Genomic DNA, 22,036 nt, shown 5'->3' on the forward strand with positions numbered 1-22,036 from the left:
CGGACCGCTTTTCTGAAAAGAAAACGGCGCAGGGGCGAAAAAAAACCCAAGCGCTGAGGCTTGGGTTTGAATCCACCAAAGGAGGAGGGTGGAGGAGACACTGGGAGAACGACGGGACGGGGCCGGCGGTGCGGGCTGGCGTCGGGAAATTGCTTCGGTCGCTTCGACCACCCTTCGCTTTCGCACTCTGGCGGGCCATCGGCGCGCCGTCGTTCAATGGTTCGAATTATACATGACGGCTTGTGCGACGCAAGAAAATTTGCACTGCGAAACGGCATTTCGTAATGCAAAAAATTGTCACGGCCGCGGCAGCTGACACAAAGTCCGTAAATTCAATGACTTACGGGAAAAGCGCGATGTCACGAAACTGACATCTTAGAGGTTTCCCTCAGTTTTCCTCCTGTTCAAGCGGCAAAAACACCACACGACGCAAGGAAAATTTGAGGAAAATGCAAGGGCTCGATGCGCGCGCATCGCCACATCGAAACGAAACATTGAGAGCAGGAACGAACGAAATGGAATGCAAGGTCACCTGGATGGGCAACGACGGCATGAGCTTCATCGCGCAGACCGGCAGCGGTCACCTCGTCGCGATGGACGGCGCGCCGGAGGGCGGCGGCCACAACCTGGCGCCGCGGCCGATGGAGATGGTGCTGCTCGGCACCGGGGGCTGCACCGCCTATGACGTGGTGCTGATCCTGAAGCGCGGACGCCACGATGTACGCGGCTGCTCCGTCACGCTCGAGGCCGAGCGCGCCGGCGAGGACCCCAAGGTATTCACCCGCATCCACTTCAAGTTCACCGTGACGGGCCGCAATCTGAATCCGGCGACCGTCGAACGGGCGGTGCAGCTGTCGCACGACAAGTACTGCTCGGCATCGATCATGCTGGCCAAGACGGCAGAGATCAGCCATAGCGTCGAACTGATCGAGGTCTGATGCGCCGACGGGATGCCGGCGTGGCGGGTCCTGGAGGGGGTTCCGGGTGCATAGGTGCACAACACCGCCCCCGGAAGCGAATTCGAAGCGAAGCAGGCCGATAAGCCGGATTCTGTGCGCGACGCCCGGGCCTTGCGGTCCGCGCGCGCGTGACAACCATTCCTCTAGGCCGACCGTTACCGGTCGGCTCCAGCTCCCTACCCGCAGACTCGGCGGGCCGCTTCATCGTCTGCCTATTTGGGATTGCTCCGGGTGGAGGTTACCGCGTTTCACCCTTCGCACCGGGCAAACCCGGCGCGAAGACTCGTCTCTGTGGCCCTATTCCGCACGTTGCCGTGGATGGCTGTTAGCCACCACCCTGCCCTGTGGAGTCCGGACTTTCCTCCCCTCGCCCGTTGCCGGGCGAGCAGCGGTTGTCTGTCCTGCTTCGCGGGCCGCAGTCTAGCACCTTTGGGTCGGCCGCGCCGCGGCGGCCGGGGCGGAACACCGTGGTGTCGTCGTAGAAGGCGGGGTCGGCATTGGCCGGCCACCAGTGCGGGATGCCGAGCACCGGCAGCGGCGCGAAGCTGCTTCGGCCCCGCAGCTCGGCCTGCGCCAGCATGTCGGCCAGCGGCCCATCCAGCGTCTCGAGCGTGGCCGGACGCGGATCGGCAGGCACCATGGCGATCGGCCAGGCGTGCGCGGTGATGGACTTGTACGGCGCGACCAGCTTTTCCAGCAAGGCATGGCCGAACGGCACCACCGCGCAGCGGTCGGGCCACGCATCCCGGCCATCGACAAACAGCTCGCGCCAGCGGAAGCCGCGCAATGCCTCGCCGAGCCGCGGCTCGGCGGTGACGAACAGCACCGCGTTTTCGTCGAACAACGTCGCCGCGTCGCGCAACGGGCCGCGCGTGGGCCGCACTCCCTCGACGGCGATGGCCGCGGCCTGCAGCCGGTTCAGCATCGCCTTCGTGCGCGGGAAATGCAGCCAGATCAGGCCGTTGAAGAAGTCGTGCAGGTTCTCGCGCGTCGGCACCTCGCCGTGCGCGTGGATATGGGCCTCGTAGGCACTGCCGGGCGGCAGCGCCTGCTGGGGGACGAAGCGCAACGGCAGTCCGGCGGCGTTGGCCAGCCCCTGCGCGGTGGCAAGGGCATCGAGTGCGGCATGGACCGGCCGGCCCTGGCAGACCTGGGCCGCCACCGCCGCGCCCGTCGCGGCGAACGGCGCGAACCAGGGCCGGGACCAGTCGATCTGGGCCAGCTGCCGCACCGGCTCCACGGTCGGTTGCCGGCCTTCCACGGCCCGCTCAGCGCCGGGGCCGCCCACCGCTCAGACCGCCAGCGCGGCCTTCCATTGCAGCGTTTCGCCGCCGCGCAGCGGCACCAGTTCGGTCTCGCCGTAGGGCAGCGTTTCCGGCAGCTGCCACGGCTCGCGCGTCAGCGTCAGCGTGCCGGTATTGCGCGGCAGGCCGTAAAAGTCGGCGCCATGGAAGCTGGCGAAGCCTTCGAGCTTGTCCAGCGCGCCCGCGGCATCGAAGGCCTCCGCGTACAGCTCCATCGCATGCAGGGCGGTATAGCAGCCGGCGCAGCCGCAGGCGTGTTCCTTCAGACCGCGCGCGTGCGGGGCGCTGTCGGTGCCGAGGAAGAAGCGCGGGTTGCCCGATACCGCCGCGGCGACCAGCGCCTGACGATGCGTCTCGCGCTTGAGCACCGGCAGGCAGTAGTAATGCGGGCGGATGCCGCCGATAAAGATGGCGTTGCGGTTGTACAGCAGGTGATGCGCGGTGATGGTGGCGCCGACCGGTCCTTCGGCCTCGCGCACGTAGTCGGCCGCATCCTTGGTCGTGATGTGTTCGAACACAACCTTCAGCGCCGGGAAATCGCGCCGCAACGGCGCCATCACGCGCTCGATGAAGACCGCCTCGCGATCGAACAGGTCGATCTCGCTGTCGGTGACCTCGCCGTGCACCAGCAGCGGCAGGCCGACGCGCTGCATCGCTTCGAGGGCCGCGGTGCAGCGCCGGATGTCGGTCACGCCGGCATCGCTGTTGGTGGTGGCGCCGGCCGGATACAGCTTGACCGCATGGACGAAGCCGCTGGCCTTGGCGGCGACGATTTCGTCGGCCTGCGTGTTGTCGGTCAGATACAGCGTCATCAGCGGCTCGAACGACAGGCCGGCCGGCAATGCGGCAAGGATGCGCTCCCGATAGGCCTGCGCCTGCGCCACCGTGGTGACCGGCGGCTTCAGGTTCGGCATCACGATGGCGCGGGCAAACTGGCGCGCGGTATCGGGCAGCACCGCGGCGAGGGCGGCGCCGTCGCGCAGGTGCAGGTGCCAGTCGTCGGGGCGGGTGATGGTCAGGGTCTGGGTCATGGACTTCGGCAAATCGAAAGGCGGGCAAACAGGCCGGCAGTTACAGGATCAGGATGGCGCGGTAATCGTTGACGTTGGTGCGGGTCGGCCCCGTCACGACCAGATCGCCGATCGCATCGAACAGCCCCCAGGCGTCGTGCGCCTCGAGCTGGCGGCGCGCCGGCATGCCGGCCGCCTCCGCGCGAGACAGCGTGGTCGGGTCGGCCAGCGCGCCGGCATTGTCCTCGGAGCCGTCGATGCCGTCGGTATCGGCGGCGATCGCGTGCACGCCCGGCACGCCTTCCAATTCGATCGCCAGGGACAGCAGGAATTCGGAGCAGCGGCCGCCGCGGGCGCGCCCCGCGCCGTCCTTGGGCAGCGTCACGGTGCATTCGCCGCCGGAGATCAGCGCCACCGGCGCGGCAAACGGCGCATTGTACGCGCGGATTTCGCGGACCAGCGCCGCGTAGACGCGCGCCACCTCGCGGGCCTCGCCCGTGACGGTATCGCCCAGGATCACCGGGGTCACCCCGTGCGCCCGGAACACGTCGGCTGCGGCCGCCAGGCTGCCGTGCGCGGTGGCGATCATCCGATTGTCGACGCGCGCGAACAGCGGATCGCCGGGCTTCGGCGTCTCGGCCTGCTCGCCGCGCGCGCCGGCTTCGAGATGGGCCAGCACCGCCGGCGGCACGCGCGCCTCGTAGCGGCGCAGGATCGCCAGCGCATCGTCGTAGGTGCTCGGATCGGGCACGGTCGGGCCCGATGCGATCGCGCTGGGATCGTCGCCGGCCACGTCGGAAACGATCAGCGTGGTCACCGGCGCGCGGCTGGCCTGGGCCAGGCGCCCGCCCTGGATGCGCGACAGATGCTTGCGCACGACGTTCATCTCGGTGATCGGCGCCCCGCAGCGCAGCAGCTCCTGCGTGGTGGCGCGCAGATCGGCCATCGACACGCCGTCGGCAGGCAGCGACAGCAGGCTGGAGCCGCCACCTGAGACCAGCACGATCAGCCGGTCCTCGGGCCCGAGCGCCTGTACGCGGGCCAGGATTTCAGCGGCGGCGCGCTCGCCCGCCTCGTCCGGCACCGGATGGCCGGCCTCGATGACGCGCACATGCTCGGTCGGCAGGCCGTGCGCGTAGCGCGTGACCACCAGCCCTTCCAGCGCCACGCCTGCGCCGGCATAAGCGCGTTCGACCGCCAGCGCCATCGACGCCGCGGCCTTGCCGGCGCCCACCACCAGCGTGCGCCCCTGGCGGCTCGGCGGCGGCAGATGCGCGGCGACGATGCGTAGCGGATCGGCGGCGGCCACCGCGGCATCGAAGCTCTCGCGCAGCAGCGCGCGCGGCTCCACGCGGAGCGTGCCGGCCCCGTTGGCGGCCTGGCTCACAGCGCTTCCGCGATCGCGCGGCCCAGATCCTCGGTACCGGCGGTGCCGCCGATATCGCGCGTCAGCGGCGCATGCGCGGGCCCGGCGGCCAGCACCGATTCGATCGCGCCGAGCACCGCGGCGCCGGCATCGGCATGGCCCAGGTGTTCGAGCATCATCGCGCCGCACCAGATCTGGCCGATCGGATTGGCGATGCCGCGCCCGGCGATATCGGGCGCCGAGCCATGGACCGGCTCGAACAGGCTCGGATAGGTGCGTTCGGGATTGATATTGGCCGACGGCGCGACGCCAATGGTGCCGGTGCACGCCGGCCCGAGGTCCGACAGGATGTCGCCGAACAGATTGCTGGCAACCACCACGTCGAACCAGTCAGGATGCAGCACGAAGTTCGCGGTCAGGATGTCGATGTGGTACTTGTCGACCTTCAGTTCCGGATAGTTCGCCGCCATCGCCTCGACCCGCTCGTCCCAGTACGGCATCGTGATCGAAATGCCGTTGGACTTGGTGGCCGAGGTCAGATGCTTCTTCGGACGCCTGCTCGCCAGCTCGAACGCGAACTTCAGGATGCGGTCCACGCCGATCCGGCTCATCACCGTTTCCTGGATCACCACCTCGCGCTCGGTGCCCGGGAACATGCGGCCGCCGATGCTGGAATACTCGCCCTCGGTGTTCTCGCGCACCACGTAGAAATCGATATCGCCCGGCTTGCGGTCGGCCAACGGGCTGCGGATGCCCGGCATCAGCCGCACCGGGCGCAGGTTCACGTACTGATCGAACGCGCGCCGGAACTGCAGCAGCGAGCCCCACAGCGACACGTGGTCGGGTACCGTGGCCGGCCAGCCGACCGCGCCGAAATAGATCGCGTCATAGCGCGCGAGCGTATCGAACCAGTCGTCGGGCAGCATCTTGCCGTGGCGGGCGTAATACTCGCAGCTGGAAAAATCGAAATGGTCCCACTGCAGATCGATGCCGAATCGGCGCGCGGCGGCGTCCATCACGCGGATGCCTTCGGGCATCACTTCGGTGCCGATCCCGTCTCCAGGGATCACGGCAATCTTGTATTGGCTCATGGCGGAAGGTTTCGGTGCAGGCGGTTGAATGGGGTTGAGGGCGGATCGGCGGCGATTCGGGGATTTCCCGCGGGCCGCGCCGACCGCCGCGGCCCTGCTTGGCAGAACGCCGGGCCCGGCGGGATAATGCTGCAATTCTATTGCAATCGGCCGGCCCCCACGCCGTCCCGGTCCCACGCCATGTGCCAGCTGCTCGGCATGAACTGCGCCACGCCGACCGACGTGACGTTCTCCTTCACCGGCTTCGCCGCGCGCGGCGGCCTCACGGACCATCACGCCGACGGCTTCGGCGTGGCCTTCTTCGAGGACAAGGCCTGCCGCCTGTTCATCGACAACCAGTCCGCCGGCACCTCGCCGGTGGCCGAACTGATCAAGAACTACCCGATCAAGTCGAAGAACGTCATCTCCCATATCCGCAAGGCGACCCAGGGCACGGTGCGGCTGGAGAACTGCCATCCGTTCATGCGCGAACTGTGGGGCCGCCACTGGATCTTCGCTCACAACGGCGATCTGAAGGGCTTCTCGCCGTTTCTGTCGGGCGTCTATCAGCCGGTCGGCGATACGGACAGCGAGCTGGCCTTCTGCGCGCTGATGCAGGGCCTGCGCAAGCGGTTTCCCGGCTCCCAGCCGCCGCTGAACGAGCTGTGCCACGCGCTGGCCGACATCACGCGCGAGATCACGCTGTACGGCGTCTTCAACTATCTGCTGAGCAATGGGCAGGCGCTGTTCGCGCACTGTTCGACGCGGCTGTATTACCTGGTGCGCCAGTGGCCGTTCTCGACCGCGCATCTGATCGATGCGGACCTGTCGATCGACTTCGCGCAGGTGACGACGCCGGAAGATCGCGTAGCGGTGATCGCCACCGCGCCGTTGACCGACGACGAAGTGTGGACGCCGTTCGCGCCGGGGGAATTGATGATGTTCGAGGCCGGGCAGCCGACGATGACGCTGACGGTGCCGATTCCGCCCGAGGTGCAGGCGCGCAACGCGGCCAATTCGGCCTGTACCTGAAGGGAAAGCTGGAGGGAGTTTTGACTCCCCTCTCCCGCTTGCGGGAGAGGGGTTGGGGGAGAGGGCCAGCAGCACAGGAACGCGCGCTGCGGGTGGAATAAAACCACCTCCCTCTCCCCAACCCTCTCCCCCTGAGGGGGAAAGGGAGCACACAGAGAGGAGCTTGCTTCCTCAGTGCTGCAGGATCTTCGACAGGAAGTGCCGCGCCCGTTCGGAACGCGCCTCGATATTGCCGAAGAACTCTTCCTTTGCCGTGTCTTCGACGATGCGGCCCTGGTCCATGAAGATCACGCGGTTGGCCACCTTGCGGGCAAAGCCCATTTCGTGGGTCACGCACATCATCGTCATGCCTTCGTGGGCGAGCTGCACCATCACGTCGAGCACTTCATTGACCATCTCGGGGTCCAGCGCCGAGGTCGGCTCGTCGAACAGCATGCAGATCGGATCCATCGACAGCGCGCGGGCGATCGCCACGCGCTGCTGCTGGCCGCCCGACAGCTGGCCCGGATACTTGTCCGCCTGATTTTTCAGGCCGACGCGCTCCAGGTACTGCATGCCCTTGGCCATCGCTTCCTCGCGCGAGCGGCCCAGCACCTTGATCTGCGCGATCGTCAGGTTCTCGGTGATGGACAGATGCGGGAACAGCTCGAAGTTCTGGAACACCATGCCGACGCGCGAACGCAGCTTCGGCAGATTGGTCTTCGGCGATCCCACCGAGATGCCGTCGACCAGGATGTCGCCCTTCTGGAAGGGCTCCAGCCCGTTGACGGTCTTGATCAGCGTGGACTTGCCCGAACCCGACGGGCCGCACACCACCACCACTTCGCCCTTGGCCACGCGGGTGGTGCAATCGGTCAGCACCTGGAAGGTGCCGTACCACTTGGAGACGTTATTGATTTCGATCATACAGCCACCTTTTTCTGGTATCGCTTGACCAGCAACGATGCGGAAAAACAGATCACGAAATAGACCAGACCGGCGAACAGCAGCATCTCCACGATGCGGCCATCGCGTTCGCCGATGCCATACGCCTGCCCGAAGAAATCGGCCAGCGCGCTGACGTAGACCAGCGACGTATCCTGGAACAGGATGATGCCCTGCGTCAGCAGCAGCGGCACCATGTTGCGGAACGCCTGCGGCAGCACCACCAGCCGCATGGTCTGCCCGTAGGTCATGCCCAGCGCCTGCGCCGCATACATCTGCCCGCGCGACACGCTCTGGATGCCGGCGCGGATGATCTCCGAGTAATAGGCCGCCTCGAACAGCGCGAAGGCCACCAGCGCGGAAGTCATGCGCAGATCGGTCGCCGGCGACAGATTGAACAGCCCCTGCAATACCTGCGGAATGATCAGGAAGAACCAGAGCAGCACCATCACCAGCGGGATCGAGCGGAACACGGTGACGTAGCCCTGCGCAAACCAGTTCAGCGGCTTGACCGAGGACAGGCGCATCATCGCGAGGATGGTGCCCCAGACGATGCCCACCACCACCGCGGTGGCGGTGATCTTCAGCGACACCATCATGCCCTCGCCGAGCACGTGCAGCGTATCGGCGTTGATCGAGGTGAAATCGAATGAATAAGCCATCGCGTTCCCCTTACTTGCTGCCGATGAAGCCCGGCACGCGCGTGCGCTTTTCCACCCAGCGCATTCCCAGCATGACGACGATATTGATCAGCGCGTACATCAGCGTGACCGCGATGAAGGACTCGTACGGGCGCGCCGTGTAGTCGACCAGCTGACGCCCCTGCGCCGCCAGTTCCAGCAGGCCGATCGTCGATGCCACCGCCGAGTTCTTGAAGATATTCAGGAATTCGGAGGTCAGCGGCGGCACGATGACGCGGAACGACATCGGCATCAGCACATACCGATAGGTCTGCGGCAGCGTGAAGCCCATCGCCAGACCGGCGTTGCGCTGTCCCGGCGGCAGCGAGTTGATGCCCGAGCGCACCTGTTCGCAGATCCGCGCGGCCGTAAAAGTGCCGAGGCAGAACATCGCGGCCAGGAATTGCTGGGTGAACGGATTCATCTGCTTGATCGATTCGCCGAACGGAAGCAATTCGGGAACCACGAAATACCAAATGAACAGCTGCACCAGCAGCGGAATATTGCGGAAGATTTCGACGTAAGTCGCCGCGATGCCGGCCAGGAATTTATTCGGGACCGTGCGCAATACGCCGAGAATCGAGCCGATGATCAGGGCGATCACCCACGAAGTCAGGCCGAGCGCGATGGTGACCTTCAGACCGGAAATCATCCAGTCGAGATAGGTCTCGTTCATCGCGGCTTCTTCGAGGAATACACCCCAATGCCAGTTGTAATTCATGATGCGTCCTCAAAAAGAAACGGAAGGACATGCCTTCGCGCACGCCTTCCGTTTCACACGCGTGACTGGAGCCGAATCAGTCGAGCGCCTTGTCGTTCGGGTTCTTGATGAGTGCCTTCATGTCATCGGACATCGGGAAGTCCAGGTTCAGACCCTTCGGCGGCACCGGCTGGGTGAACCACTTGGCGTAGAGATTGTTGATCTCGCCGGTCTTCATCAGATTCGCGATCACGTTGTCGGCGACCTTCTTGAACTGGGCATCGTCCTTGCGCAGCATGCAGCCGTACGATTCGCGCGATTGCGGCTTGCCGGTGACGACCCAGTCGGCCGGGTTGCGGGCCTTGGCGCGCTCGCCGTACAGCAGCGCGTCGTCCATCATGAAGGCGGCGGCGCGGCCCGACTCCAGCGTCAGGAACGACTGGCCGTGGTCCTTGGTGCTGATGATGTTCATGCCCAGCTTCTGCTGGTCGTTCATCGTGCGCAGCAGGCGCTCGGACGTGGTGCCGGCGGTGGTGACGACGTTCTTGCCCTTCAGGTCGGCCCAATCCTTGATCCCGCTGTCCTTCTTGGTCATGAAGCGGGTGCCGATGATGAAGATGGTGTTGCTGAAGGCGACCTGTTTCTGGCGCTCGAGATTATTGGTGGTCGAGCCGCATTCGATATCGATGGTGCCGTTCTGCAGCAGCGAAATGCGGTTCTGCGAGGTAATCGGAATTTCCTTGACCTGCAGATTCGGCAGCTTCAGCTGATCCTTGATCGCTTCGACGATCTTGACGTTGATGTCATAGGAATAGCCGACGGTGCGGACACCACCGAGGTTATAGCTGAAGGGAATCGACGATTCCCGCACGCCAAGCGTAATCACACCCGTGTCTTTGATCTTCTTCAGCGTGCCGGTCAATTGCTCGGCCGCTTGTGCGGTACCGCACAGCACGCCTGCCGCAATCGTCAACGCAGCCAACTTGGCAACCTTCATAACATCTCCTTGACCATGAGAGAAAGGCGGGACTCTAACAAGAAACGTGCCGCCGACGAAATAGTATTGCGCAAGCCGACGCTCCGATACAACGGGTATTTCCCTAGCCGGCGCTGTCCGGCAATCGGCTGCGCCACGCCGCTGTAATAAAAAAGCGGCAGCCGGAATCTCCGGCTGCCGCCTCTTTCTGCTTCGGACCCGTCTTGGTGCATTGCAGCATGATGCCTGCCCCAATACGGGTTCCCTCTCCCCGATATCGCGCCCGGCGATCAGGGGTAGAGACCGCGCATTTCGCGAGCCTGCAGGATACGGGTACAGGCGATGATGAACGCGGCGGTGCGCAGGGTGACCTTGTTCTCCTGCGAGACCTGCCAGATGGCGCGGAACGCCTCTTGCATGATCCGTACCAGCCGTTGGTTGATCTCCTCTTCGGTCCAGAAGAAGCTGGAGAAGTCCTGCACCCATTCGAAGTACGACACCGTGACGCCGCCGGCGTTGGCGATCACGTCCGGAGCCACCAGGATATTGCGCTCGCGCAGGATGTCGTCGGCCTCAGGCGTGGTCGGGCCGTTGGCGCCTTCGATGACCATGCGGGCCTTGATATGGGGCGCGTTGGCGGCGGTGATCTGGCCTTCCAGCGCGGCCGGGATCAGGATCTCGCACTCGGTCTGCCAGAACTGCTCGGCGTTGATGGTCTCGGCGCGGAAGCCGTCGATGGTGCCGTTGTGCGTCACGTGTTCGATCAGCGCCGGCACGTCCAGGCCGGCCGGGTCGAACAGCGCGGTCTTGTGGTCCTGTACCGCGATGACCTTGGCGCCGGCCTCGTGGAACAGCTTGGCGGCGACGCTGCCGACATTGCCGAAGCCCTGCACGACGATGCGCGCACCCTTGATTTCCATGCCCAGGTTGCGCGCCGCTTCGGCGCCCACCACGAACACGCCGCGGCCGGTCGCCTCGCGGCGGCCCAGCGAGCCGCCCAGCGAGATCGGCTTGCCGGTGACCACGCCCGTGGACGTGCTGCCCTCGTTCATCGAATAGGTGTCCATCATCCACGCCATCACCTGTTCGTTGGTGTTGACGTCGGGGGCCGGGATGTCCTTGTTCGGCCCGATGATGATGTTGATTTCGCTGGTGTAGCGGCGCGTCACGCGCTCGAGTTCGGCGCGCGACAGCTTGCGCGGGTCGACCCGGATGCCGCCCTTGGCACCGCCGTATGGCACATTGACAGCCGCGTTCTTGACCGACATCCAGGCCGACAGCGCCATCACCTCGGACAGCGTCACGTCCTGGTGGAAGCGCACGCCACCCTTGCCCGGGCCGCGCGAGGTGTTGTGCTGGACGCGATAGCCCTCGAAATGAGCGATGGTGCCGTCATCCATCTCGATCGGCACGTCGACCACCAGCGCGCGCTTGGGGCGCTTCAGCGTTTCGACCCAGCGGGCCAGCGAGCCGAGGTACGGGGTCACGCGGTCGACCTGTTGCAGGTAGATGCCCCAGGGACCGAGGTTGTCGGCGTTCAGATAGGAGGGGACGGCGTGCGCAGAGGCGGTGATGATCGGCGAATCGGAAGACATCGTGGCAAGTCCGAAAGTGGAATGCCGACAAGCTTAGGGGCGCCGCCCGGCGGAAATCCAATGCCGTTTGTTCATTCGGTCATGCAGGAAATGCATAACCTTTTGGCGGGCGGCTCACCCCACGCAAGTGGGGGTGCGAGCGGCAGGCAGAGCCACCGCGCCAACATCAGCTGGCCCCACCCTCGATGGGGATCGGCGCCGCGCCGGCCGACAGGCTGGCCCAGATGCGGTCGACCAGTTCGCGCTTGCGGCGCAGCTGGCTGCCGCGCCGGTCGTTGCCATGCTCGCCCGGTCGCGCGCGGTACAGGCGGATCTCCATCTCGATCGACAGCGGCGCCGCCCGCGGCCCCTCGGCCCGCACCAACCGGCCCTGCGCCACTTCCTCCCGCACCGCGCTCTCGGGCAGGAACGCCAGCCCGTGTCCGGCGAGCGCCATCACCTTGAGCGCCTCGGCCATATCGGTCTCGTAGCATTTGTCCAGCTTGAACGATTCGCTGGTATCCGACAGCAGCATCTCCACCATCCGCCCGAGGAAAGCATTGGGCGTATAGCTGAGGAAGGACACCGGCTTGCGATCGGTGCCCGGCAGCCGATACAGCGGCTTGCCGCCGGCGTCGGGCACGCTGAACGGCGACATCCGCTCGACGCCGAGCACCAGCATGTCGTAGTGGGAGGGATCGAGCTGGATCGCCTGACGCGGATGATGGTAGACCATCACCAGATCGCAGCCGCCCTCGACCAGCATCAGCACTGCGTCGTGCACGTTCAGCGCGCGCAGCCGGCAGGCCAGCGTGCCGACCTGTCGCTCCAGCGCCTTCAGCCATTCGGGAAAGAACGTCAGCGACAGCGTATGGGGTACGGCAAATTCCAGCATCTGCGCGTTGGCCGAGCGCTGGCCGCGCATCAGCGCGCGGGTCTCGCTGACCTGGGCCAGCATCGCCAGCGCCTGCTCATAGAACACCTTGCCGGCAGGGGTCAGGTTGGTCGGATAGCTGGAGCGGTCGATCAACTCGGTGCCGACCCAGGCTTCGAGCGACTGGATGCGGCGCGAGAAGGCGGGCTGCGTCACGTGCCGCAGCTCCGCCGAGCGCGAGAAGCTGTGCGTCTCCGCCAGGCTGACGAAGTCTTCAAGCCATTTGATTTCCATGGCGCATTATCTCCCCACGGCCACTGTCGCAAAAATATTCTATGGCGAAGCGCTAAAACGGAATATCATTCCCGAATGGATCGCATCGGCGCTACATTTTAGAGCGCCTTGCCAAGCCCCGCTGGCTATCATCGGACCCATCCGCCTCTTGTCCTCCGGAGTCTCCATGTCCAGCCTGCACGCCGAACCGCAGTCGCGCCAATCCACGCCCATGCCGGCCGGCCTCGGCACGCCATCCTCGCTGTCGGCCCTGTCGCCGGCGCTGGCGCGGGTGTTCGACGACAGCGCGCGTACCGTGGCGGCGCAGGTCCAGGCGTGCCTGGGCGACGCCGGCGCGCTGCTGGCCCTGCTGCCGGCGGCCGCGCGTGCCGGCAGCCCAGATGGCTATACCCGCCACCTGGTCTACGCCGACCCGATGGCGCGCTTCTGCGCGATGCTGCTGGTCTGGCGTCCGGGCCAGGCCAGTCCCGTGCACGGGCATCGCACCTGGTGCGCCTACCGCGTGCTGCAGGGCACGCTCATCGAGCGGCACTACCGTTGGGACGAGGCGGCCCAGGTCGCGCGGCCGAGCGGCAGCGTCATGCGGGAACCGGGGGCAGTGTTCAGCGTGCCGGCGGGCCTGGGCCATATCCATTCGCTGGGCCATCCGGGCCGCCGCAAGGATGCGGGCGACGGCGAGCCGGACGACATCGCCATCTCGCTGCACCTGTACGGGGTCGAGCCCGCGCAGATCGCCACCGGCGTCAATCTGCTGGTGGCGGCCGGCTAGCGGGCCATCGCGCTGCGAGGCGCGCCGGTTCGCGATCCATCGAATCCCTGCAACACCGACGGAGCCCGCCACCGACATGGACCGATTTGATCGATACGACCGCCAGATTCTGGCCGAGCTGCAACAGAACGCCGACCTGCCGGTGGCCGAACTGGCCGAACGGGTCGGCCTGACCTCGACACCCTGCTGGCGCCGTGTGCAGAAGCTGCAGGAGAGCGGCGTGATCCGCAAGCGCGTGGCGCTGCTCGATCCCGCCAAGCTGAACGTGGGTGTCACCGTGTTCGTGTCGGTCCGCACCAACCAGCACAGTGCGAAGTGGCTCAAGACCTTTCACGGGCTGGTGGCGTCGATCCCGGAAGTCACCGAGTTCTACCGGATGGCCGGCGACACCGACTATCTGCTGCGCGTGGTGGTGCCGGACATCGCCGCCTACGACCGCGTCTACAAGCGGCTGATCCAGGGCGCCGAACTGGCCGACGTCAGCTCGAGCTTCGCGATGGAGCAGATCAAGTACACGACGGCGCTGCCGCTCGATTACGTCTGAGCAGACCGGTACTCCCTCTCCCGCTTGCGGGAGAGGGGTTGGGGGAGAGGGCAAACGGCAGTGGCCATGCCGACGCCATTGACCATGACGAACGCCCTTGCCCTCTCCCCCGCCCCTCCCCCACAAGTGGGAGAGGGGAGAAAACCGAGCGGCATGCGGATGTTCACCCCCGATGCGCCCACCCCGTCATCCGCTTCTCCAGCACCGCAAACAGCTCGTACATCGCCATCGCCATCACCGCGATCACCACCAGGCCGGCGAAGGCCAGCGGCATCTTCATCGCGGAGCCGGCCGATACCAGCAGATAGCCGATGCCTTCGTTGGCCGCGTTCATCTCCGACACCGTGGTGCCGACGAAGGCCAGCGTGATCGCTACCTTCAGCGAGGCGAAGAAATACGGCATCGCGCGCGGCAGCCCGACCTTGAACAGCACGTCGGTGCGCTTCGCGCCCAGCACGCGCAGCACGTCCTCCAGTTCGGGCTCGAGCGTGGCCAGCCCCGTGGCGATATTGACCATCACCGGAAAGAACGAGATCAGGAACGCGGTCAGAATCGCCGGTCCCGCGCCAAGGCCGAACCACACCACCAGGATCGGCACGAAGGCAGCCTTGGGCAGCGCGTTGAAGGCGGTCATCAAGGGATAGCCGGCCGCATAGGCCAGCCGCGAGGACCCCATCAGCAGGCCCAGCACCACGCCGACGACGATCGCGATGCCAAAGCCGACCATCGTGGTCCAGAAGGTGCGCCAGGCATGGGCCGCGATCACGTCCCAGTAGTCGACCAGCGACACCACGATGGCCGCCGGGCTCGGCAGGATGAAGTCCGACACCTCGAAGATCATGCAGGCGCCCTGCCACAACAGCAGGCAGGCGGCCAGCAGCAACCAGGGCGCGACGCGTTCCACGCGCCGCTGGTTCGAATCGGTAAGCGTGGTCATCTCAGTGCTGGCGGACATGGCCGATCTTCTCGCGCAGCATGTGCACCAGATCGGCAAAGGGTTCGGTATAGGTCAGTTCGAGCTCGCGCGGACGCGGCAGGTCGATCGGCTTGCGCATCAGGATGCGGCCCGGCCGCTGGCTCATCACGTAGACCGTGTCGGCCAGGAACACCGCCTCGCGCAGATCGTGGGTGACCAGGATCACGTTGAAGCGTTGGGCCTGCCACAGGTCGCGCAGCACGCACCACAGCTCCTCGCGCGTGAAGGCGTCGAGCGCGCCGAACGGTTCGTCCAATAGCAGCATGCGCGGCTCGTGGATCAGCGCGCGGCAGATCGACGCGCGCTGCTGCATGCCGCCGGACAGCTGCCACGGATACTTGTCCTCGTAGCCGGCCAGGCCGACCGTGCGCAGCAGCGTGCGGGCGCGCTCGACATACTCCTCGCGGCGCGAGCGCAGCGTCGAGCGGTACGGCTCGACGATCTCCAGCGGCAGCATCACGTTCTGCAGCGTGGTGCGCCACGGCAGCAGCGTCGGCGCCTGGAAGGCCATGCCGACCATCTTCAGCGGGCCGGTGACCTTCTCGCCGGCGATCTTGACCACGCCGCGCGTGGCGGGCTTGAGGCCGGTGGCCAGCTTCATGAAGGTCGACTTGCCGCAGCCCGATGGGCCGACGATCGCGATGAACTCGCCGGGCTGCACCTGCAGCGAGATGTCCTCGACGGCGAACTCGCCCTGGCGGGCCAGTTCGTCGTTGTAGGCCAGCCAGACGCGGTTGAAGTCGACGAAGGGAGCTTCGGCGTCCGCGCCGGGCGCTGCGGCCGCTGTCCGCGGCATGTCGCCGGAGACTGCGGCGGACGCAGCCGCCGCGGCCGTGGTCGATGCAGCAGCCGATGCTGCAACGTCGGCCGTCATCGCAGCACGTCCAGTTCCGCCGCCGACGGCAGATAGGCGTCGGTCCACAGCGCATCCGGATTGATGCGGCCCTTGGTACCGAACGCATCTGCCACCTGCGACGCCATCAGCGACAGGCGCGGCTTGTTGACGCGCCCGAAGCCGTCGGCCTTCGCGTCCGGCGACCTGACCACGCTGTCGAGCGCCAGCTTCAGGCGCCGCACTTCGAGCTTCTCGTCGATGATGCCGTCACGCGCCTTGACCGCCTTGATGCCCTCCTCGGGCTTCGCGATCACGTCGCGCGCCGACTTCGCGAAGGCGCGCAGGAAGGCCTTGACCGCTTCGGGATTCTTCTTCAGGAAGTCCTCGGACGCGATCACCGCGTTGCCGTAGAGCTTGACGCCGTACTGCGGGTACGGCAGCACCACGATGTCCTCGTCCTTCACGCCGCGCGCATTGAGGTTCAGGATCGAGGTGAACGAGAAGCCCGTGATCGCATCGAGATCGCCGCGCGTCAGCATGGTCTCGCGCAGCGTCGGGTCCATCGCCTGCCAGTTGAAGCCCGATGCCTGCAGGCCGTTGGCCTTGGCGAAGATCGGGAAGGCGCGGCGGCCGGCGTCGAACACCGGTGCGCCGAGCTTCTTGCCGGCCAGGTCCTTCGGCGCCTTGATGCCGGACTTCTTCAGCGCCAGCACCGCGGCGGGCGTGTTGTTGTAGACCATCATCACGGCGACCGGCTTGTTCTTCGCGTCCGGATTGTTGCCGTAGAACTCCATCACCGAAGCGAGATCGGCAAAGCCCATGTCATAGGTGCCGGAGGCCACGCGGTTGACCACATTGCCCGAGCCGTTGCCGGCGTCGATCGACACGTCGAGCTTCTCGGCCTTGTAGTAGCCCTTCTGCTCGCCGAGCAGGAACAGCGCCGACGGGCCCTCGAAACGCCAGTCGAGCTGGAAGCGGATTCTGGTCGCGGCCTGTGCATGGGCGGGCGTGGCCCATTGTGTCGACAGCACCATTGCGGTGCCGAGCACCATGCCCAGCTGCAGTAGCCTGCGGCGCAGCGGCGATGGCGCCGTGCTGGCCTGTGGGCCCTTGGCGTCCTCGCCGCAATGCGTATTGTGCTTGGGATGCTGGTGTTGCGACCCGTGTTGCGACCCGTGTTGCGACCTGTCTTGCGGCATGTTTGCTCTCCTGTTCGTGCCTGTTTTGCGCGAACAGTGTCTGCAAGCGATATGCCAGCCAAAACCGCTGCGAATCGGCCCCAAAGCGGGGCATCGCCGCCGCGGTTTGTCTAACCAAACTTGTGCAAGGGCCGGTGCCGCGCACGATTGCGTGCGGCCATTGTCGACAATGCGGGTGCGAACTCAGGCGTCCTGGGTCGCGTCGCCGAGGTCGGCCGCGACCGCGGCGGCGCCTTCGATGCGTGCCAGCTCGCCGCCGTTGTCGTCCGAAGGCGTGGCACCCTGCGCGGCGCTGCGCGCCTGGATGCGCCACATCTCCGCATAGCGGCCGTCCGCGCGCATCAGCTCGGCATGGGTGCCGCGCTCGACGATCCGGCCGCGGTCCATCACCAGGATCTGGTCGGCATGCACCACGGTGGACAGCCGGTGTGCGATCAGCAGCGTGGTGCGGTTCTGCGCGAGCCGCATCAGTTCGGCCTGGATCGCCTGCTCGGTGCGCGAGTCCAGCGCCGAGGTCGCTTCGTCGAAGATCAGGATCGGCGGGTTCTTCAGCAGCGTGCGGGCGATCGCCACGCGCTGCTTCTCGCCGCCCGACAGCTTCAGCCCGCGCTCGCCGACCGGCGTGTCGTAGCCCTGCGGCAGCTCGCGGATAAAGGTGTCGATCTGGGCGGCACGCGCGGCCTCGATGACCTCTTCCCGGCTCGCGCCCGGGCGGCCGTAGGCGATGTTGTAGTAGATGCTGTCGTTGAACAGCACCGTGTCCTGCGGCACGATGCCGATCGCGCGCCGCAGGCTGTCCTGCGTCACGGTGCGGATGTCCTGTCCGTCGACCAGCACCGCGCCGCTGCCGACGTCGTAGAAGCGGAACAGCAGCCGCGCCAGCGTCGATTTGCCGGAGCCGCTATGGCCGACCACCGCGGTGGTGGTGCCGGCGGCAATCGTGAAATCGACATCGTCCAGGATGCGGCGATTGCTGTCGTAGCCGAAGCCGACATGGCGGAAGCGCACTTCGGCGCCGCGCACCGCCAGCGGGCGGGCATCGGGCGCGTCGGCCACTTCCCGGTTGGTGCCGAGCAGCACGAACATCCGGTCCATGTCGGTGGTGGCCTGCTTGATCTCGCGATAGATCACGCCGAGGAAATTCAGCGGGATATAAAGCTGGATCATCAGCGTGTTGACCAGCACCAGGTCGCCCAGCGTCAGCACGCCCGCGGCGACGCCGACCGTGGCGCGCCACAGGATCAGGATCAGCCCGATCGCGATGATCGCCTGCTGGCCGAAGTTCAGCAGCGACAGCGAGTTCTGCGAGCGGATCGCGGCGGTGCGGTAGGTCCGCAGGTTCTCGTCGTAGCGCGCGGCTTCGTAGGCCTCGTTGCCGAAGTACTTGACGGTTTCGAAGTTCAGCAGCGAGTCGATCGCCTTCTGGTTGGCGCGCGAATCCAGCTCGTTCATCTTGCGGCGGAAGTGCGTGCGCCATTCGGTCACCACCACCGTGAAGACGATATAGGCGAGCAAGGCGCCGCCGGTGATCGCCGCGAACCAGATGTCGTAGTGCAGCAGGAAGAAGCCCATCACCAGCGCCATCTCGACCAGCGTGGGAAGGATGCTGTACAGCGAATACGAGATCAGCGACTGGATGCCGCGCGTGCCGCGCTCGATGTCGCGGCTCATGCCGCCGGTCTGGCGATCCAGATGGAAGCGCAGCGACAGGCTGTGCAGATGGCGGAACACCTGCAGCGCGATTTCGCGCACCGCGCTCTGCGTGACCTTGGAGAACAGGATCTCGCGCAGCTCGGTAAACAACGTGGTCGACAGCCGCAGCACGCCGTAGGCGACGATCAGACCGGCCGGCACCGCCAGCAGTGCGCGCGGATCGCCGGGCGCGATGTCCATCGCGTCGATCAGTCGCTTCATCAGCACGGGCACGCCCAGATTGGCGACCTTGGCGGCCACCAGGCAGGCGAGCGCCAGCATCACGCGCCACTTGTAATGCCACAGATAGGGAAGCAGATTGCGCACGGTCTGCCAGTCGCTGCGCTGGCCGCGCGCGCCGGAGAACAGCGGCGAGGACGGGGCCGTGGGGGCAGGCTCGTCCGTCGTGGAGTAGCGTCGCATACGTTAGAATTCGGGCGAATATGCGATTGTCGCAGAGTTCGGCGCGACGGGTTTCCCCCGGATTTCTCCCCTGCCCGCGCCCGGCTTTTCCCCTGCCCCACCCGATTTTCAAACGGGCCCGCACAGACGGCGCTGCCCCTTACCTGCCTTCCGGATTGACCATGAACGAACCCCAGATCCTGTCGTCCCTGCCTCCCGGCAAGAACCCCGCACTACGCGTGGTGCCGATGCCCGCCGATGCCAATGTGCACGGCGACGTGTTCGGCGGCTGGATCATGGCGCAGGTCGACATCGCGGGCTCGATTCCTGCGGTCGAGCGCGCCCAGGGCCGCGTCGCCACGGTGGCGGTCAATTCCTTCCTGTTCAAGCATCCGGTATTCGTCGGCGACCTGGTCAGCTTCTATGCCGACATCGTCAAGACGGGGCGGACCTCGATCACCGTCGAGGTCGAGGTCTATGCGCAGCGGATGCGCCATAGCAACGAGATCGTCAAGGTCACCGAGGCCACGCTGACCTATGTGGCGACCGACGAGGAACGGCAGCCGCGGGTGCTGCCGAAGGTTTGAGGGCGGCGGAATAGCGGGCGCCCTTGCCCTCTCCCCCGCCCCTCTCCCGCTAGCGGGAGAGGGGAGAAAACCGACCGCGGCGTCGAGCTCTACCGATTGGGTTCTCCCTCTCCCCCTCAGGGGGAGAGGGTCGGGGAGAGGGGGTGGTTCCGCCCCGCCTCCACCGCTCAATTGAACTTCGTGAAATCCGGCTTGCGCTTCTCGAAGAACGCCGTGAAGGCCTCCTTCGCTTCGGGCGACTGCAGCAGCCGGCGGAACACCGCGCCCTCCTGCGCCATCTGCGTCTCCATCTGCGCGGTATCAAATCCCTTCATCAGCCGCTTGGTTTCCCGCAGCGACGACGCCGGCAGCGCCGCCAGCTTGCGCGCCTGCGCCAGCGCAAAGTCGTGCAGCTCGGCGGCCGGCACCACGCGCGTGACCAGGCCGATCTGCTGCGCCTCCTGCGCATTGAACGGCTCGCCCAACAGCAGTTTCTCGGCGGCGCGCTGGTAGCCGGCCAGGCGCGGCAGCAGCAGGCTCGACGCCGCCTCCGGGCACAGCCCCAGCTGCACGAACGGCAGCGAGAAACGCGCGCCCTCGGCCGCATAGACCAGGTCGCAATGCAGCAGCAGCGTGGTACCGATGCCGACCGCCGGTCCGCTGACCGCCGCCACCAGCGGCTTGGCGGCATGGCTGATCTCGTACAGGAACTGGAACACCGGCGCCTTGGCGGCATCTTCCTCGCTGCTCGGCGGCCGCTTGAGGAAGTCCTCGAGATCGTTGCCGGCGGTGAAGATCTCGTCCTTGCCGCGGATCACGATCGCCCGCACGGCGTCGTCGCCGGCGGCTGCGCGCAGCGCGTCGGCCATCTGCTGGTACATCGCCGCGGTGATCGCGTTCTTCTTGTCCAGGCGGTCGAACTCGATCGTCAGCACGCCTTGCTCGATGCGGGTCAGGATGCTCATGGTGTCTCCTTGTTTGTTGGTGTTCCTGTCGGTGTTCTGGTCGGTGTTCCGGTCGAAGATGCCGACCGCGGGAACCGCCCCGACAACGAGGCAGTTCCCGTGGCAGCTTGCGTCAAACCCGTTCGAAGATACCCGCGGCGCCCATGCCCGTGCCGACGCACATGGTAACCATGCCGTACTTCAGGTTGTGCCGGCGCAGTGCATGGACCACGGTGGCCGAGCGGATCGCCCCGGTCGCGCCGAGCGGGTGGCCCAGCGCGATCGCGCCGCCCATCCGGTTCAGCTTGGCCGGATCGAGGCCGAGATCGCGGATCACCGCCAGCGCCTGCGCGGCGAATGCCTCGTTCAGCTCGATCCAGTCGAGCTGGTCCTGCGTCATGCCGGCGGCCTTCAGCGCGGCCGGAATCGCTTCCTTCGGACCGATGCCCATGATCTCCGGCGGCACGCCGCGCACCGCGAACGACACGAAGCGCGCCAGCGGCACCAGGTTGCACGCCTTCAGGATCTTCTCCGACACCAGGATCAGCGCCCCGGCGCCGTCCGAGGTCTGCGAGCTGTTGCCCGCGGTCACGCTGCCCTTGTTGGCGAACACCGGGCGCAGCTTTGCCAGCCCTTCCAGCGAGGTATCGGGACGCGGGCCTTCGTCCAGCGATAGCGTGCGGGTCTTGAGCTCGACCTCGCCGCTGGCCAGGTTCGGCAGCTTCTCGACGATCTCGACCGGCGTGATCTCGTCGGCGAACTCGCCGGCCTGCTGCGCGGCCAGCGCCTTCTGGTGCGAGGCCAGCGCGAAGGCGTCCTGATCCTCGCGGCTGACCTTCCATTGGCGCGCGACCTGCTCGGCGGTCAGGCCCATGCCGTAGGCGATGCCGACGTTCTCGTCGCGGGCGAAGATCGACGGCGACATCGAGGGCGTATTGCCCATCATCGGCACCATGCTCATCGATTCGACGCCGGCGGCGATCATCACGTCGGCCTCGCCAACGCGGATGCGGTCGGCCGCCATCGCGACGGCGCTCAGGCCCGAGGCGCAGAAGCGGTTCACCGTGATGCCGCCGACCGAGGTCGGCAAGCCCGACAGCAGCGCGCCGATGCGCGCGACGTTCAGGCCCTGCTGCGCTTCGGGAATCGCGCAGCCGACGATGGCGTCTTCGATCAGCGCGGGGTCCAGGCTCGGCACCTGCGCCAGCGCGGCGCGCAGCGTGGTGGCCAGCAGGTCGTCGGGCCGGTAGTGCTTGAACGCGCCCTTGGGCGCCTTGCCGATCGGCGTGCGGGTCGCGGCAACGATATAGGCGTCTTGCAGTTGTTTCATGATCGATTTCCTCGCG

Annotated in this window: 20 protein-coding genes, 1 other RNA gene and 1 pseudogene; 5 read left to right on the plus strand and 17 right to left on the minus strand. The window is 66.3% G+C overall.

Translation table 11 applies throughout. The features are described from left to right. Positions 1 to 515 precede the first annotated feature (515 nt). Complete coding sequence (locus HTY53_RS12310) at positions 516 to 938, plus strand: OsmC family protein (protein ID WP_174106854.1); 423 nt, start codon at positions 516 to 518, stop codon at positions 936 to 938. Positions 939 to 1,023: 85 nt separating this feature from the next. On the opposite strand, the gene rnpB is transcribed toward HTY53_RS12310, so the two are convergent. The 5 genes and pseudogenes from rnpB to HTY53_RS12335 all read right to left on the minus strand — a co-directional run bounded on the left by rnpB (position 1,024) and on the right by HTY53_RS12335 (position 5,730). Further along, positions 1,024 to 1,367, minus strand: an RNA gene (gene rnpB, locus HTY53_RS12315) — RNase P RNA component class A. A 28-nt stretch (positions 1,368 to 1,395) separates the two neighbouring features. Then, positions 1,396 to 2,190: pseudogene (locus HTY53_RS12320) on the minus strand (DUF3025 domain-containing protein); the annotation flags it as partial. 60 nt (positions 2,191 to 2,250) lie between these two features. Beyond that, the gene (gene pyrC / locus HTY53_RS12325) at positions 2,251 to 3,294 is read right to left on the minus strand and encodes a dihydroorotase (RefSeq protein WP_174106855.1); all 1,044 of its coding nucleotides are present in this window, start codon (positions 3,292 to 3,294) and stop codon (positions 2,251 to 2,253) included. 40 nt (positions 3,295 to 3,334) lie between these two features. After that, complete coding sequence (locus tag HTY53_RS12330; protein ID WP_368040980.1) at positions 3,335 to 4,660, minus strand: glycerate kinase; 1,326 nt, start codon at positions 4,658 to 4,660, stop codon at positions 3,335 to 3,337. Beyond that, positions 4,657 to 5,730 carry a tartrate dehydrogenase gene (locus HTY53_RS12335; protein WP_174106856.1) on the minus strand — a complete coding sequence of 358 codons (1,074 nt, stop codon included), beginning with the start codon at positions 5,728 to 5,730 and terminating at the stop codon, positions 4,657 to 4,659. Before HTY53_RS12335 ends, HTY53_RS12330 begins: the two co-directional genes overlap by 4 nt. Before the next feature lie 180 nt (positions 5,731 to 5,910). Here HTY53_RS12335 and HTY53_RS12340 point away from each other — a divergent pair, with 180 nt between their 5' ends. Continuing rightward, a complete protein-coding gene (locus HTY53_RS12340) occupies positions 5,911 to 6,741 on the plus strand; it encodes a class II glutamine amidotransferase (protein WP_174106857.1) in 831 nt (276 codons plus the stop codon). A gap of 171 nt (positions 6,742 to 6,912) precedes the next feature. On the opposite strand, the gene HTY53_RS12345 is transcribed toward HTY53_RS12340, so the two are convergent. The 6 genes from HTY53_RS12345 to HTY53_RS12370 form a co-directional block, all read right to left on the minus strand. After that, on the minus strand, positions 6,913 to 7,647 hold the full coding sequence (locus tag HTY53_RS12345) for an amino acid ABC transporter ATP-binding protein (protein WP_174106858.1): 735 nt from the start codon (positions 7,645 to 7,647) through the stop codon (positions 6,913 to 6,915). Next, positions 7,644 to 8,327, minus strand: coding sequence for a glutamate/aspartate ABC transporter permease GltK (gene gltK / locus HTY53_RS12350; protein WP_174106859.1), 684 nt, complete (start codon positions 8,325 to 8,327; stop codon positions 7,644 to 7,646). Before gltK ends, HTY53_RS12345 begins: the two co-directional genes overlap by 4 nt. Before the next feature lie 10 nt (positions 8,328 to 8,337). Further along, positions 8,338 to 9,066: an amino acid ABC transporter permease gene (locus tag HTY53_RS12355; RefSeq protein ID WP_174106860.1), complete on the minus strand. Its 729-nt coding sequence runs from the start codon at positions 9,064 to 9,066 to the stop codon at positions 8,338 to 8,340. Between the two features lie 76 nt (positions 9,067 to 9,142). Beyond that, positions 9,143 to 10,042 (minus strand): glutamate/aspartate ABC transporter substrate-binding protein, encoded by a 900-nt coding sequence (locus HTY53_RS12360; protein WP_174106861.1) that lies wholly within the window; start codon positions 10,040 to 10,042, stop codon positions 9,143 to 9,145. Positions 10,043 to 10,311: 269 nt separating this feature from the next. Next, positions 10,312 to 11,616, minus strand: a complete 1,305-nt coding sequence (locus HTY53_RS12365) for a Glu/Leu/Phe/Val family dehydrogenase (protein WP_174106862.1) — start codon at positions 11,614 to 11,616, stop codon at positions 10,312 to 10,314. Between the two features lie 166 nt (positions 11,617 to 11,782). After that, positions 11,783 to 12,763 carry a LysR substrate-binding domain-containing protein gene (locus tag HTY53_RS12370; RefSeq protein WP_174106863.1) on the minus strand — a complete coding sequence of 327 codons (981 nt, stop codon included), beginning with the start codon at positions 12,761 to 12,763 and terminating at the stop codon, positions 11,783 to 11,785. Between the two features lie 166 nt (positions 12,764 to 12,929). Here HTY53_RS12370 and HTY53_RS12375 point away from each other — a divergent pair, with 166 nt between their 5' ends. Further along, the gene (locus HTY53_RS12375; protein WP_254599926.1) at positions 12,930 to 13,532 is read left to right on the plus strand and encodes a cysteine dioxygenase family protein; all 603 of its coding nucleotides are present in this window, start codon (positions 12,930 to 12,932) and stop codon (positions 13,530 to 13,532) included. 76 nt (positions 13,533 to 13,608) lie between these two features. After that, complete coding sequence (locus tag HTY53_RS12380) at positions 13,609 to 14,076, plus strand: Lrp/AsnC family transcriptional regulator (protein WP_174106864.1); 468 nt, start codon at positions 13,609 to 13,611, stop codon at positions 14,074 to 14,076. 163 nt (positions 14,077 to 14,239) lie between these two features. Here the strand turns inward: HTY53_RS12380 and HTY53_RS12385 are convergent, their stop codons facing one another. The 4 genes from HTY53_RS12385 to HTY53_RS12400 form a co-directional block, all read right to left on the minus strand. Then, positions 14,240 to 15,013: an ABC transporter permease gene (locus HTY53_RS12385; RefSeq protein ID WP_174106888.1), complete on the minus strand. Its 774-nt coding sequence runs from the start codon at positions 15,011 to 15,013 to the stop codon at positions 14,240 to 14,242. Between the two features lies 1 nt (position 15,014). Continuing rightward, positions 15,015 to 15,848, minus strand: coding sequence for an ABC transporter ATP-binding protein (locus HTY53_RS12390; protein WP_174106889.1), 834 nt, complete (start codon positions 15,846 to 15,848; stop codon positions 15,015 to 15,017). Positions 15,849 to 15,922: 74 nt separating this feature from the next. Next, the gene (locus HTY53_RS12395) at positions 15,923 to 16,939 is read right to left on the minus strand and encodes an ABC transporter substrate-binding protein (protein WP_174106890.1); all 1,017 of its coding nucleotides are present in this window, start codon (positions 16,937 to 16,939) and stop codon (positions 15,923 to 15,925) included. Between the two features lie 330 nt (positions 16,940 to 17,269). Beyond that, complete coding sequence (locus HTY53_RS12400) at positions 17,270 to 19,201, minus strand: ABCB family ABC transporter ATP-binding protein/permease (RefSeq protein ID WP_174106865.1); 1,932 nt, start codon at positions 19,199 to 19,201, stop codon at positions 17,270 to 17,272. A gap of 161 nt (positions 19,202 to 19,362) precedes the next feature. On the opposite strand from HTY53_RS12400, the gene HTY53_RS12405 reads away from it, so the two are divergent. Beyond that, on the plus strand, positions 19,363 to 19,767 hold the full coding sequence (locus tag HTY53_RS12405; protein ID WP_174106866.1) for an acyl-CoA thioesterase: 405 nt from the start codon (positions 19,363 to 19,365) through the stop codon (positions 19,765 to 19,767). A 167-nt stretch (positions 19,768 to 19,934) separates the two neighbouring features. Here HTY53_RS12405 and HTY53_RS12410 read toward each other — a convergent pair whose 3' ends face one another. Beyond that, positions 19,935 to 20,711 (minus strand): enoyl-CoA hydratase, encoded by a 777-nt coding sequence (locus HTY53_RS12410; protein WP_174106867.1) that lies wholly within the window; start codon positions 20,709 to 20,711, stop codon positions 19,935 to 19,937. 112 nt (positions 20,712 to 20,823) lie between these two features. Continuing rightward, complete coding sequence (locus HTY53_RS12415) at positions 20,824 to 22,023, minus strand: acetyl-CoA C-acyltransferase (RefSeq protein ID WP_174106891.1); 1,200 nt, start codon at positions 22,021 to 22,023, stop codon at positions 20,824 to 20,826. Between the last annotated feature and the right edge of the window lie 13 nt (positions 22,024 to 22,036).

Source organism: Cupriavidus gilardii, from assembly GCF_013314895.1.
In the GTDB taxonomy this organism is placed as follows: domain Bacteria; phylum Pseudomonadota; class Gammaproteobacteria; order Burkholderiales; family Burkholderiaceae; genus Cupriavidus; species Cupriavidus gilardii_C.

Bases quoted from the DNA above. Each gene is read 5' to 3' on its own strand.
- HTY53_RS12310 (WP_174106854.1), top strand. From the start codon at position 516: ATGGAATGCAAGGTCACCTGGATGGGCAACGACGGCATGAGCTTCATC.
- pyrC (WP_174106855.1), bottom strand. From the start codon at position 3,294: ATGACCCAGACCCTGACCATCACCCGCCCCGACGACTGGCACCTGCAC.
- HTY53_RS12335 (WP_174106856.1), bottom strand. From the start codon at position 5,730: ATGAGCCAATACAAGATTGCCGTGATCCCTGGAGACGGGATCGGCACC.
- HTY53_RS12340 (WP_174106857.1), top strand. From the start codon at position 5,911: ATGTGCCAGCTGCTCGGCATGAACTGCGCCACGCCGACCGACGTGACG.
- HTY53_RS12345 (WP_174106858.1), bottom strand. From the start codon at position 7,647: ATGATCGAAATCAATAACGTCTCCAAGTGGTACGGCACCTTCCAGGTG.
- gltK (WP_174106859.1), bottom strand. From the start codon at position 8,327: ATGGCTTATTCATTCGATTTCACCTCGATCAACGCCGATACGCTGCAC.
- HTY53_RS12355 (WP_174106860.1), bottom strand. From the start codon at position 9,066: ATGAATTACAACTGGCATTGGGGTGTATTCCTCGAAGAAGCCGCGATG.
- HTY53_RS12360 (WP_174106861.1), bottom strand. From the start codon at position 10,042: ATGAAGGTTGCCAAGTTGGCTGCGTTGACGATTGCGGCAGGCGTGCTG.
- HTY53_RS12365 (WP_174106862.1), bottom strand. From the start codon at position 11,616: ATGTCTTCCGATTCGCCGATCATCACCGCCTCTGCGCACGCCGTCCCC.
- HTY53_RS12370 (WP_174106863.1), bottom strand. From the start codon at position 12,763: ATGGAAATCAAATGGCTTGAAGACTTCGTCAGCCTGGCGGAGACGCAC.
- HTY53_RS12375 (WP_254599926.1), top strand. From the start codon at position 12,930: ATGTCCAGCCTGCACGCCGAACCGCAGTCGCGCCAATCCACGCCCATG.
- HTY53_RS12380 (WP_174106864.1), top strand. From the start codon at position 13,609: ATGGACCGATTTGATCGATACGACCGCCAGATTCTGGCCGAGCTGCAA.
- HTY53_RS12385 (WP_174106888.1), bottom strand. From the start codon at position 15,013: ATGACCACGCTTACCGATTCGAACCAGCGGCGCGTGGAACGCGTCGCG.
- HTY53_RS12390 (WP_174106889.1), bottom strand. From the start codon at position 15,848: ATGCCGCGGACAGCGGCCGCAGCGCCCGGCGCGGACGCCGAAGCTCCC.
- HTY53_RS12395 (WP_174106890.1), bottom strand. From the start codon at position 16,939: ATGGTGCTCGGCACCGCAATGGTGCTGTCGACACAATGGGCCACGCCC.
- HTY53_RS12400 (WP_174106865.1), bottom strand. From the start codon at position 19,201: ATGCGACGCTACTCCACGACGGACGAGCCTGCCCCCACGGCCCCGTCC.
- HTY53_RS12405 (WP_174106866.1), top strand. From the start codon at position 19,363: ATGAACGAACCCCAGATCCTGTCGTCCCTGCCTCCCGGCAAGAACCCC.
- HTY53_RS12410 (WP_174106867.1), bottom strand. From the start codon at position 20,711: ATGAGCATCCTGACCCGCATCGAGCAAGGCGTGCTGACGATCGAGTTC.